Raw genomic sequence first — 12,681 nt, forward strand, 5'->3', positions numbered from 1 at the left:
CCGCAACACTTATAAAGCGCGGCGAAGGCCGCCAGAAAAAACACAGGAGTCTACCCAGATGAAAGGTTCACCCTCGTTGTTGTTGGCCGCCATGCTGAGTCTTCCCGTCATGGCGCACGCTGCAGAACCGGAACAGTGCAAGACCGTCAACTTCTCCGATGTCGGCTGGACCGACATTACCGTCACTACCGCGACCACCAGCGAAATCCTCAAGGGCCTGGGCTACAAGCCGCGCACCACGATGATTTCGGTACCGGTGACTTACAAGTCCCTGGCCGACGGCAAGAATATGGATATTTTCCTCGGCAACTGGATGCCGACCATGGAAAACGACATCAAGCAGTACCGTGATGCCGGCACCGTGGAAACCGTGCGCGCCAACCTGGAGAACGCCAAATACACCCTGGCGGTCCCCGAGGCGCTGTACAACAAAGGTCTGAAAGACTTCGCCGATATCGCCAAATTCAAGGATGAGTTGGGCGGCAAGATCTACGGCATCGAGCCGGGCAACGACGGCAACCGCACCATCCAGACGCTGATCGATAAAGACGCCTTCGGCCTGAAAACCGCCGGCTTCAAAGTGGTCGAATCCAGCGAAGCCGGAATGCTCTCGCAGGTGGAACGCGCCTCCAAGCGCGACCAGGCCATCGTGTTCCTCGGCTGGGAACCGCACCCGATGAACACCCGTTTCAAGATGAAGTACCTGACCGGGGGTGACGATTCGTTCGGCCCCAACTACGGCCAGGCCACCATCTACACCAACGTCCGCAAGGGCTATACCCAGGAATGCAGCAACGTTGGCCAACTGCTGAAAAACCTGTCGTTCACCTTGAACATGGAAAGCACCCTGATGGGTAACGTACTTGACGACAAGATGAAGCCCGACGCCGCCGCCAAGGCCTGGCTGAAAAAGAACCCAGAAGTACTCGACACCTGGCTTGCAGGGGTCACCACCGTCGATGGCAAACCAGGTCTGGAGGCCGTCAAAGCGTATCTCGCCAAGTAATACTGCTGACCCCGGGGCGGTACGCTGCCCCGGGATGTATTCCCTCTTCGCATGTGGACATTCACTACCATGCTGACTGAACAGAAAATCCCACTAGGCCAGTACATCGCTGCCTTCGTCGATTGGTTGACCCAACACGGTGCCAACTACTTCGACGCAATCGCATCGACACTGGAAACGATGATCCACGGCGTGACGTTTGCGCTGACCTGGTTCAATCCGCTGGCATTGATCGGTCTGATTGCGCTGCTGGCTCACTTTATTCAACGTAAGTGGGGACTGACGGTTTTTGTCATCGCCTCCTTCCTGCTGATCCTCAACCTGGGGTACTGGCAGGAAACCATGGAGACCCTGGCGCAGGTGCTGTTTGCCACCCTGGTCTGCGTGGTCATCGGTGTGCCGCTGGGCATTGTTGCCGCGCACAAACCGATGTTCTACACCATGATGCGGCCGGTGCTCGATCTGATGCAGACCGTACCGACCTTCGTCTACCTCATCCCTACCCTGACCCTCTTCGGGCTGGGTGTGGTGCCTGGGTTGATCTCCACGGTGGTATTCGCCATTGCCGCGCCGATCCGCCTGACCTACCTGGGTATCCGCGATGTACCGCAAGAGTTGATGGACGCCGGCAAGGCCTTTGGCTGCTCGCGCCGTCAGTTGCTCTCGCGCATTGAACTGCCCCACGCCATGCCGAGCATTGCCGCCGGCATTACCCAATGCATCATGCTGTCGCTGTCGATGGTGGTGATCGCCGCGCTGGTAGGCGCCGATGGCCTCGGCAAGCCAGTGGTCAACGCGCTGAACACCGCCGACATCGCCCTGGGCTTTGAAGCGGGCCTGGCAATCGTGTTGCTGGCCATCATGCTCGACCGCATCTGCAAACAACCCGACGCCAAAGTAGGGGGTGATGCATGAGCATTATCCGATTCGACAATGTCGACGTGATCTTCTCCAAAGACCCACGCGAAGCACTCAAGCTGCTCGACCAGGGCATGCATCGCAACGAGATTCTGAAAAAGACCGGGCAGATTGTCGGCGTTGAAAAAGCCAGCCTGGATATCGAGAAAGGTGAAATCTGTGTGCTGATGGGCCTGTCGGGCTCCGGCAAATCGAGCTTGCTGCGTTGCATCAACGGCCTTAACACCGTGAGCCGTGGCCAGCTGTTTGTGGAGCATGAAGGTCGCCAGATCGACATCGCTTCCTGCACCCCTGCCGAGCTGAAAATGATGCGCACCAAGCGCATCGCCATGGTGTTCCAGAAGTTTGCCCTGATGCCTTGGCTGACGGTGCGTGAAAACATCAGTTTCGGCCTGGAAATGCAGGGCCGTCCGGAGAAAGAACGGCGCAAGCTGGTGGACGAGAAACTTGAGCTGGTGGGCCTGACCCAGTGGCGCAACAAGAAGCCGGACGAACTCTCCGGCGGTATGCAGCAGCGTGTTGGCCTGGCCCGTGCGTTGGCGATGGACGCCGATATTCTGCTGATGGACGAACCCTTCTCCGCCCTCGACCCGCTGATCCGCCAGGGCTTGCAGGACGAGTTGCTGGAACTGCAACGCAAGCTGAGCAAGACCATCGTGTTCGTGAGTCACGACCTCGACGAGGCGCTCAAGTTGGGCAGCCGCATCGCGATCATGAAAGACGGCAAGATCATTCAGTACAGCGTGCCGGAAGAGATCGTACTCAACCCCGCGGACGACTATGTGCGTACCTTCGTCGCCCACACCAACCCGCTGAACGTGCTGTGCGGCCGCAGCCTGATGCGCACGCTGGACAACTGCACGCGAGTGAACGGCTCGGTGTGCCTCGATCCGGGCGGCGACTCGTGGCTGGACCTGGCCGAGGGCAACACTATCCAGGGCGCCCGTCAGAATGGCGTGGTGATGAACCTGCAGAACTGGGCACCGGGGCAAGCAGTAGAAGGCCTGGGCCGGGTACCGACGCTGGTGGATTCGAATATCGGCATGCGTGATGCGCTGCAGATTCGTTACCAGACAGGGAACAAGCTGGTGTTGCATGACAACAACCAGGTGGTGGGGATCCTGGGCGACAGTGAGCTCTACCACGCCCTGCTGGGCAAAAACCTGGGCTAGCAAACACCGCAAACGCCATTGGAGAAACTGGGTCAAACATGTGGGAGGGGGCTTGCCCCCGATAGCGGTGGATCAGTAACAGATGAACTGACTGACACACTGCAATCGGGGGCAAGCCCCCTCCCACATTTTTTGCCCCAGTGGTGTCAGTGACAACACCACCGGGCTTTCAAAGCATCAGCTATAGACACGGCCAAGGAGCTGCCGATGGCTTTCAAACTGATCGAGCACGTCCCGGGTGATCTGTTCCTGGGCGAAGCCCATCAGGTCGTATTCCTGAGGCCCGTTGTGCAGGTACACCTCGGCACGGTAATAGCGGGTGCGTTCTTCTTCAGGCAGGTCGCTCGGCGCCGACGAGTAAGCATCCAGGCTCACTTCATAAACGAACGGGTTGCCCTCTTCCATTTCGATCCGCACACCGATGCAACGCTTGGACTTGCCCAACAGCGTCTGCACTTCCAACCCTTGCTCACGCAACGCGACCGCCGCCTCTTCCAGCGCTGGCGTGACGTGCTTGTCCATGAAGCGCTGCACAGTGCCCTGGCTCGGTTGCAGGTCGAGTGCCGTCAAACGCTCGCTGAAACCACGACGCCCGCGTTCAGCCAGTTGCGCCTGCTCCTGTTCGATCGCCGCGTCCTGGCGCATGGCCTTGTGCAGACCGAACATGAAGAAAATCAGCACCACCGAAAACGGCAGCCCCGCCAACACCACCATGGTTTGCATGGCTTCGAAGTTGCCGGCAAACAGCAGGCCGATGGTCACCAGGGTGATCACCACCGACCAGAAGATCCGCAGCCAGTGCGGCGCATCTTCATCCACGTTGCCGCCTTTGCAGGAAAGGTTGGCCATCATCACTGCGCCGGAATCCGCCGGGGTGAGGAACAGCACGAAGCCTACGAAGATCGACACACCAATGACGATTTTCGACGCTGGGTAGTGCTCCAGCAGTTGGTAGATGGCCATGGACGGTTGTTCCAGCGCCGTCTTGCCCAACTCCACCGCCCCTTGGTTCAGCACCAGGTCCAGCGCCGAGTTACCAAAGATCGACAGCCACGCCAGGGTAAAGCCCAGCGGGATCAGCAGCACGCCGGCCACCAGTTCACGCACCGTGCGACCACGGGAAATACGCGCGATGAACATACCTACAAATGGCGCCCAGGAAATCCACCAGGCCCAGTAGAACAGAGTCCACAGGCCCATCCAGCGCTCGGTTTTTTCACCGTCGCCTTCATACACATACAGGTCAAACGTCTTCAGCACGATGCCGTTGAGGTAATCACCGGTGTTCTGCACCAGGCCATTGAGCAAGTGCAGGGTCGGGCCGAACAGCAGCACGAAGATCAGCAAACCGCTGAACAGCACGATGTTGAGGTTGGACAGGCGACGAATGCCATTCTCCACACCCGACACGGCAGCGATGGTGGCGACGGTGCTCATCACGATGATCACGATGAGCAGGTTGGTGTTGCTGTGTTCCATGCCGAACAGGTTTTCCAACCCGGACGACACCTGCAACGAACCGATCCCCAGGTTGGTTACCAGGCCCAGCAGGGTCACGAACATGCCGAAACCGTCCACCGCGTGGCCCGCCGCGCCTTTGACCCAACGCTCGCCCATCAGCGGGTACAACGCCGAACGCAACGCCAGCGGCTGGTTATGGCGGTACGCAAAGTACGCCACGGCCAGGCCGACCAAGGCGTAGATCGCCCAGCCATGCAAGCCCCAATGCAGGAAGGTCAGTTGCAACGCCTGGCGAGCGGCGCCATTGCTGGCGGCCGCGCCTTCAGGCGGGTTGAAGTAGTGATCCAACGGCTCCGAGGCGCCGAAGTACAGCAGCGAGATGCCGATGCCCGACGAGAACAACATGCCGGCCCAGGCGCCGTAGCTGAAGTCCGGGGTGTCGTCCTTGCTGCCCAGTTTCAACTTGCCGTAGGACGAAAACGCCAGGCCGACTACGAATACGAGATAGGCGGCGATGACCACCATGTAGTACCAGCCGAAGCTTTTGGAAAGCCACGCCTGGGCTACGCCGAGCATGCGCCCGGCCTCCTGCGGGGCGATGATCAGAATGGCAGTCAACAACAGAATCAGCGCGGTGGAGGTGTAGAACACCCAACCGTTGACCCGCACCTTTTCCGGCGGGGTCTTTATAAGAGAGGCAGAACTCATGGCGCAGATGCTCCGGGCAGTGCGAGAGAGAAACACAAGGCAACGGTTATCCCAGGCCATCGATTTTTCGGCAGTCGACGGACGGGTGTTATAAAGACACCCCGAAAATTCTTGCGCCCCGTCGATGCGGTGCCAGGCGCTTATGCGGCCTGTTTCAAGGGTTTCCCAGGTGTCAGATGTCGCCGCCCTCACGTAGGAAATACCTGTAGGCAGCGACCATTTGTCGCAGAGCTTATTCTTTGTTGATTGAACGTTCAATCAAAACAAAATAGACTGGCCTTCAAGTCGACGAACGTTCATCGCCCGTCGGCAGGCCTAAGGAGAGGTGCTACATGCCCAAGGTCGGTATGCAACCCATACGCCGCCAACAGTTGATCGAAGCCACGTTGACGGCCATCGATCAGGTCGGAATGGGAGATGCCAGCATTGCGCTGATCGCCCGTTTGGCCGGCGTTTCGAACGGCATCATCAGTCACTATTTCAAGGACAAGAACGGCCTTATTGCAGCGACGATGCGCTACCTGATGAACGCGCTGATTGAGAACGTCCACGAACGCAGGCTTGCGCTCACGGACGACAGCCCACGGGCACACCTTCAGGTGATCATCGAGGGCAACTTCGATGCCAGCCAGGTCAACGGCCCGGCAATGAAAACCTGGCTGGCCTTCTGGGCCACCAGCATGCACCACCCGTCATTGCACAGGTTGCAGCGGATCAACGATCAACGTCTGTATTCCAACCTGTGCTGCCAGTTCCGCCGAACGCTGCCGCTGCCGCATGCACGCAAAGCAGCCCGAGGCCTGGCGGCGTTGATCGACGGTTTGTGGTTGCGCGGCGCCCTGTCGGGAGACGCTTTCGACACGGCGCAAGCGCAACGGATCGCTTACGAATACATGGATTTCCAATTGGCCAAGCAGGTGAGTTAGAGCCCTTATAAACGCTCAACCCCTGAACGTCTGCCGCTCAGTGTTGCCACACTCTTATGGCCCACTTAGCGGCGGGTAACGCCAACCACTTATGCACTTGCGAGGACTTTATGGCCCGTTTCGACCTGCAAAAACTCTACATTGACGGCGGCTACAGCGACGCTGGCAGCGATGCCACCTTCGAAGCCATCAACCCGGCTAACGGTGAAGTTCTCGCCCAAGTGCAACGCGCAACGAAAGAAGACGTTGAACGTGCCGTGGTCAGCGCTGAAAAAGGCCAGAAAATCTGGGCCGCCATGACCGCCATGGAGCGTTCGCGCATCCTGCGTCGTGCCGTCGATATCCTGCGCGAGCGCAATGACGAGCTGGCCGCCCTGGAAACTCTGGACACCGGCAAATCTTTCTCCGAAACCAAGTACGTCGACATCGTCACCGGCGCTGACGTATTGGAATACTACGCAGGCCTGGTGCCAGCCATCGAAGGCGAGCAGATCCCACTGCGCGACACCTCGTTTGTCTACACCCGCCGCGAGCCGCTGGGTGTGGTCGCCGGTATCGGCGCGTGGAACTACCCGATCCAGATCGCCCTGTGGAAATCCGCACCGGCCCTGGCTGCCGGTAACGCGATGATCTTCAAGCCAAGCGAAGTCACTTCGCTGACCACCTTGAAACTGGCCGAGATCTACACCGAGGCTGGCGTTCCAGCTGGCGTGTTCAACGTACTGACCGGCAGCGGCCGTGAAGTCGGCACCTGGCTGACCGAGCACCCACGCATCGAGAAAGTCTCGTTCACCGGCGGCACCGACACCGGCAAGAAAGTCATGGCCAGCGCGTCGAGCTCTTCGCTCAAAGAAGTGACCATGGAACTGGGCGGCAAGTCGCCGCTGATCGTGTTCGAAGACGCCGACCTGGATCGTGCGGCCGACATCGCGATGATGGCCAACTTCTACAGCTCCGGTCAGGTCTGCACCAACGGCACTCGCGTGTTCGTGCCTAAGCACCTGCAAGCGGCGTTCGAAGCCAAGATCGTTGAGCGTGTTGCGCGCATCCGCGTTGGCGACCCGCAAGACGACAACACCAACTTCGGTCCGCTGGTCAGCTTCGCCCACATGGAAAGCGTGCTGGGCTACATCGCCAAAGGCAAAGAACAAGGCGCCCGCCTGCTGTGCGGCGGCGACCGCCTGACCGACGGCGACTTCGCCAAAGGCGCATTCGTGGCACCGACTGTCTTCACCGACTGCACCGACGACATGGTGATCGTGCGTGAAGAAATCTTCGGCCCGGTGATGAGCATCCTCACCTACGAAACCGAAGAAGAAGTGATCCGCCGCGCCAACGACACCGACTTCGGTCTGGCCGCCGGCCTGGTCACCAAAGACCTGAACCGCGCTCACCGCGTGATTCATCAACTGGAAGCGGGTATCTGCTGGATCAACGCTTGGGGCGAGTCCGACGCAAAAATGCCGGTCGGCGGCTACAAGCAATCGGGTGTTGGCCGTGAGAACGGCATCAGCTCGCTGAATAACTTCACCCGCATCAAATCGGTACAGGTTGAACTGGGCGATTACGCCTCGGTGTTCTAAGACCCGAGCCTTGCGTTGCCTTTGCGGCCGCCATCAGGGGCGAGCCCCCTCCCACCTTTGACGGTGTGAACCCGATCACATGTGGGAGGGGGCTTGCCCCCGATGAGGCCCGACCTGACCACACATCAAAGAGGGTGCATTCAATGTCCCAAGAATACGACTACATCATTGTGGGTGCCGGCTCCGCCGGTAATACCCTGGCGACCCGTCTGACCGAAGACGAAGGCGTCACCGTCCTGCTGCTGGAAGCCGGCGGCCCCGACTACCGCCTCGACTTCCGTACCCAAATGCCCGCCGCCCTGGCATTCCCACTGCAAGGCCGCCGCTACAACTGGGCCTACGAGACCGATCCAGAGCCACACATGGACGGCCGTCGGATGGAATGCGGTCGCGGCAAGGGCCTGGGTGGCTCTTCGCTGATCAACGGCATGTGCTACATCCGCGGCAACGCCATGGACTACGACAACTGGTCGAAGCTGCCAGGTCTGGAAGACTGGAGCTACCTCGATTGCCTGCCGTATTTCCGCAAGGCTGAAACCCGAGACATCGGCCCGAACGACTGGCATGGCGGCGATGGCCCGGTCAGCGTGACCACGCCTAAAGCCGGCAATAACCCGCTGTTCCACGCCATGGTTGAAGCGGGCGTGCAGGCCGGTTACCCGCGTACCGAAGACTTGAACGGCTACCAGCAGGAAGGCTTCGGCCCGATGGACCGTACCGTCACGCCGAACGGCCGTCGCGCCAGCACCGCGCGCGGTTACCTGGACACGGCCAAGAAGCGTTCGACCCTGACCATCGTCACCCACGCCCTCACCGACAAAGTCTTGTTCGAAGGCAAGCGTGCCGTTGGCGTGCGTTACCTGATCGGTGCCGCCGAAGAGCGCGTTGAAGCCCGTGCGCGTAAAGAAGTGCTGGTGTGCAGCGGCGCAATCGCTTCGCCGCAACTGCTGCAACGCTCCGGCGTGGGCCCGGCCAAATTGCTGGAAAGCCTCGACATCCCGGTGGTCCATGACCTGCCTGGCGTCGGCGAAAACCTGCAGGACCACCTTGAGCTGTACCTGCAATATGCATGCACTCAGCCGGTGTCGTTGTACCCGTCGCTGCTCTGGTACAACCAGCCGGCCATCGGTGCCGAATGGCTGTTCAACGGCACCGGTATCGGCGCCAGCAACCAGTTCGAAGCGGGCGGTTTTATCCGTACCCGTGAAGAATTCGAATGGCCGAACATCCAGTACCACTTCCTGCCGGTAGCGATTAACTACAACGGCAGCAACGGTGTGAAAGAGCACGGTTTCCAGGCACACATGGGCTCCATGCGCTCGCCGAGCCGTGGCCGCGTACAACTGAAGTCGAAGAACCCACGGGACTACCCGAGCATCCTCTTCAACTACATGGCCACCGAGCAGGACTGGCAGGAATTCCGCGACGGCATTCGCCTGACCCGTGAAATCATGCAGCAGCCGGCCCTCGATCAATACCGTGGCCGCGAAATCAGCCCGGGCATCGATGTGCAAACCGATGAGCAGTTGGACAAGTTCATCCGCGAGCACGCCGAAACCGCGTTCCACCCGTCCTGCTCGTGCAAGATGGGCACCGACGAGATGGCCGTCGTGGATGGCGAAGGTCGCGTGCATGGCATGCAAGGTCTGCGTGTGGTCGATGCCTCGATCATGCCGATCATCACCACCGGTAACCTGAACGCGCCGACGATCATGATCGCCGAAAAAATCGCCGACAAGATCCGTGGTCGCCAGCCGCTGCCCCGCAGCACGGCGGATTACTACGTGGCAGGCGATGCGCCGGTGCGTGGCAAGCCGCTGCGTGAAGTGGGGCCGACTGCGCAGTAACTGATTCACTGCGGTGCCTTCATCGGGGGCAAGCCCCCTCCCACATTTGAATGTATTCACAAATCAAATGTGGGAGAGGGCTTGCCCCCGATAGGGCCCTATCAGGCACTGCAAACCTTACCTCTACACTTTCCTTGATCAGCCCCCAGCCCAGGCCTACTCTGTTTGCCTGCCCGCGCTGAGCTGCCCACAAGGAAGGCCCCATGTTCGAACACCACGCCACACTCAAACGGCATTTCAGTGCCCTGCGCACTACCGCCGATTTCTTCTCCCTACGCTACGTTCGCGAATCCGGCCAGTACCTGTCGGTGCGCAAGAACGTCGCCGAACCGCCACACTTGAGCAACGACGAAGGCGCCATGCTCACCGTGCGTCTCAACGGTGTCGAAGCCTACGCCGCGACCAACGACATTTCCCTTGCCGGCCTGCAAGCCGCCCTTGAGCGCGCCGAACAGCAAGCCCGGCAAATCAAGCCTCACGCCCTGCTGGATGTGCGCGACCAACACGTCTCCAGCGACATCGCCGACTATCTGTCGCCTGACCTCGACCAAGCCTTCCCGTCCCTAAGTGACTGCTATCACCTGCTTGGCGACGAATCGGCCGCCGTGCCCAAGGACGAGCGCCTGGTCAGTTGGGATGTCAGCCTGGGTCTGACCCACGTCGAGCAGATCTACCTCAATACTGCCGGCGCCGAGCTGCGCCAGGCCCAGCGTTTTGTGTTCCCTGGCGTCAACGTTACAGCCTTTGACGGCAACGACAGCCAGACCCGCACCCTCGGCGGCAGCAACTTTGGCCAGCAAGGCGGGGTTGAGGTGATCAACCGTTTCGGCCTGGTCGGCGCGGCCCCGCGCATTGCCGACGAAGCCCTGCAACTGCTGCTGGCGCCGAACACGCCCCAAGGCCCGCGCGACCTGCTGCTGATGCCTGACCAGATGATCCTGCAGATCCACGAGTCCATCGGCCACCCGCTGGAACTGGACCGTATTCTCGGCGACGAGCGCAACTACGCCGGCACCAGTTTTGTGAAGGCCAGCGACTTTGGCCACCTGCAATACGGCTCCAAGCTGCTCAATGTGACGTTCGACCCGAACATTCCCGAACAGCTCGCCAGCTACAGCCATGACGACGACGGCACCGCCGCCAGCAAGCAATTCCTGATACGCGAAGGGCTGTTGATCAAGCCGCTGGGTGGGGCGCTGTCGCAATTTCGATCCGGCATGAGCGGCGTGGCCAACAGCCGCGCCAGCAGTTGGAACCGCGCGCCGATCGACCGCATGGCCAACCTGAATATCGAAGCCGGCGACAAGAGCCTGGCGCAACTGATTGGCGGCATCGAAAACGGCATCCTGATGTCGACGAACCGTTCATGGTCCATCGACGATGCGCGCAACAAATTCCAGTTCGGCTGCGAATGGGGCCAGTTGATTGAAAACGGAGAGCTCAAGGGCGTGGTGAAGAACCCCAACTACCGAGCTATTTCCGCGCAGTTCTGGCGCAAGCTCAGCGCCGTGGGTGACGCCAGCACCACCAAGGTGCTGGGCACGCCGAACTGCGGCAAGGGCGAACCCAACCAGGTGATCCGTGTCGGCCACGCCTCACCCGCGTGTGTGTTCAGCAACATTGACGTATTTGGGGGAGATGCCTGATGAATACCTTCAAGGCATTGGTGGAGTGGCTCAAGCAGGCCATCACCGAAAAGGAACAATTTCACCTGAGCTATGCGGCCGAGGCGTCCGAGTTCGTGCGGTTCAACCACGCCAAGGTGCGCCAGGCCGGACAAGTGCAACAGGCCAGCCTCAACCTGAAACTGATCAACGATGGCCGCCACGCCGACCTCGCTATCACCCTGGCCGGCACGCCTGAGCTGGACCGCCAGCGCCTCGCCGATGGCCTGCAACAACTGCGCGAAACATTGCCGTTGCTGCCCCATGACCCGTATCTGTTGCTCAACCACGATGCCTGGCACAGCCACAACGAACAGGCCCAGCCGCTGCCCGATCTGGCCCTCGTGCTGGAGGACATCAGCCAGTCCACTGACGGCGTGGACTTGGTTGGCATCTACGCCGCCGGGCCGATCAGCCGTGGCTTTGCCAGTTCCGATGGGGCATTCGGCTGGCACCAGGCCAATAGCTTCAACTTCGACTTCAGCCTGTTCCATGCCAACGGCGAAGCGGTAAAGGCCAACTATGCCGGGCACACCTGGGACAGCGCCGAGTTCGCCCGCCGCTTGCAACAGGCCCGCAACCAGCTTGAGTTCCTCGGTCGACCGTTGCACACCCTGGCGCCCGGGCAGTATCGCGCCTACCTCGCCCCGGCGGCGCTGGAAGAAATCATCAGCATCATCACTTGGGGTGGTTTCTCCGCACAGGCCATCGCCAGCAAAGGCAGCTCACTGCAAAAGCTGTACGCGGGCGAGCAACACCTCAGCCCGTTGGTAACAGTGAACGAACACGTCAGCGGCTCCCTGAGCCAGGCGTTTTCCAGCGAGGGCTACCCGCGCGGCGATGTCACGTTGATCAACGCGGGCAAGGCCGAAGGCCAACTGGTGAACTCGCGCAGTGCCGCCGAATATGGTCTCAGCACCAACGGCGCCAGCAGCGACGAATCCCCCAGTGCCTTGCAGATGGCAGCGGGCAGCCTGGCCGAAGCTGACATCCTCAAACAACTCGGCACCGGGTTGTACATCAGCAACCTGTGGTACCTGAACTATTCAGACCTGCCCGCCGCCCGCCTCACCGGCATGACGCGCTTCGCCACGTTCTGGGTGGAAGACGGCGAGATCAAGGCGCCGGTCAGCACCATGCGGTTTGATGACAGTGTCTACAGCCTGCTCGGCTCGCAGTTGGAAGCCCTCACCGCTGAGCGCGAGTTGCTGCTGTCGGCCAGCACCTACGGACAGCGCAACACTGCATCCAACCTGTTGCCGGGGGCCTTGGTAAAACGCCTGACCCTGACTCTCTAAACATCAAATGCCTGTGGGAGGAGCCCCTCCCACAGTGTTTTGTGCTGATTTCAGACATCCCGGTTTCGGCCCTTCCTACCGTAAATTCTCTTCCTGTC

The 12,681-nt window shown here is 60.3% G+C and carries 9 protein-coding genes; 8 read left to right on the plus strand and 1 reads right to left on the minus strand.

Features of this window, described 5'->3' with window-relative positions:
• Positions 1-58 precede the first annotated feature (58 nt).
• The 3 genes from CKW32_RS12460 (at position 59) to choV (ending at position 3,096) form a co-directional block, all read left to right on the plus strand.
• Positions 59-1,006, plus strand: a complete 948-nt coding sequence (locus CKW32_RS12460; RefSeq protein WP_032884025.1) for a choline ABC transporter substrate-binding protein — start codon at positions 59-61, stop codon at positions 1,004-1,006.
• 69 nt (positions 1,007-1,075) lie between these two features.
• A complete protein-coding gene (choW, locus tag CKW32_RS12465; RefSeq protein WP_003194913.1) occupies positions 1,076-1,921 on the plus strand; it encodes a choline ABC transporter permease subunit in 846 nt (281 codons plus the stop codon).
• Complete coding sequence (gene choV / locus CKW32_RS12470; protein ID WP_032884027.1) at positions 1,918-3,096, plus strand: choline ABC transporter ATP-binding protein; 1,179 nt, start codon at positions 1,918-1,920, stop codon at positions 3,094-3,096. The genes choW and choV overlap by 4 nt, the downstream gene beginning before the upstream one ends.
• 177 nt (positions 3,097-3,273) lie before the next feature.
• On the opposite strand, the gene CKW32_RS12475 is transcribed toward choV, so the two are convergent.
• Positions 3,274-5,208: a BCCT family transporter gene (locus CKW32_RS12475; protein ID WP_233897097.1), complete on the minus strand. Its 1,935-nt coding sequence runs from the start codon at positions 5,206-5,208 to the stop codon at positions 3,274-3,276.
• A gap of 389 nt (positions 5,209-5,597) precedes the next feature.
• On the opposite strand from CKW32_RS12475, the gene betI reads away from it, so the two are divergent.
• The 5 genes from betI to CKW32_RS12500 all read left to right on the plus strand — a co-directional run bounded on the left by betI (position 5,598) and on the right by CKW32_RS12500 (position 12,583).
• Complete coding sequence (gene betI / locus CKW32_RS12480; protein WP_032884029.1) at positions 5,598-6,191, plus strand: transcriptional regulator BetI; 594 nt, start codon at positions 5,598-5,600, stop codon at positions 6,189-6,191.
• Between the two features lie 110 nt (positions 6,192-6,301).
• The gene (gene betB, locus CKW32_RS12485; protein WP_032884031.1) at positions 6,302-7,774 is read left to right on the plus strand and encodes a betaine-aldehyde dehydrogenase; all 1,473 of its coding nucleotides are present in this window, start codon (positions 6,302-6,304) and stop codon (positions 7,772-7,774) included.
• A 143-nt stretch (positions 7,775-7,917) separates the two neighbouring features.
• Positions 7,918-9,621, plus strand: a complete 1,704-nt coding sequence (betA, locus tag CKW32_RS12490; protein WP_032884032.1) for a choline dehydrogenase — start codon at positions 7,918-7,920, stop codon at positions 9,619-9,621.
• Positions 9,622-9,824: 203 nt separating this feature from the next.
• A complete protein-coding gene (locus CKW32_RS12495; RefSeq protein WP_095185096.1) occupies positions 9,825-11,267 on the plus strand; it encodes a TldD/PmbA family protein in 1,443 nt (480 codons plus the stop codon).
• Complete coding sequence (locus tag CKW32_RS12500; protein ID WP_095185097.1) at positions 11,267-12,583, plus strand: TldD/PmbA family protein; 1,317 nt, start codon at positions 11,267-11,269, stop codon at positions 12,581-12,583. Before CKW32_RS12495 ends, CKW32_RS12500 begins: the two co-directional genes overlap by 1 nt.
• Positions 12,584-12,681 lie beyond the last annotated feature (98 nt).

Source organism: Pseudomonas sp. Irchel 3H9 (assembly GCF_900187495.1).
Taxonomy (GTDB): domain Bacteria; phylum Pseudomonadota; class Gammaproteobacteria; order Pseudomonadales; family Pseudomonadaceae; genus Aquipseudomonas; species Aquipseudomonas sivasensis.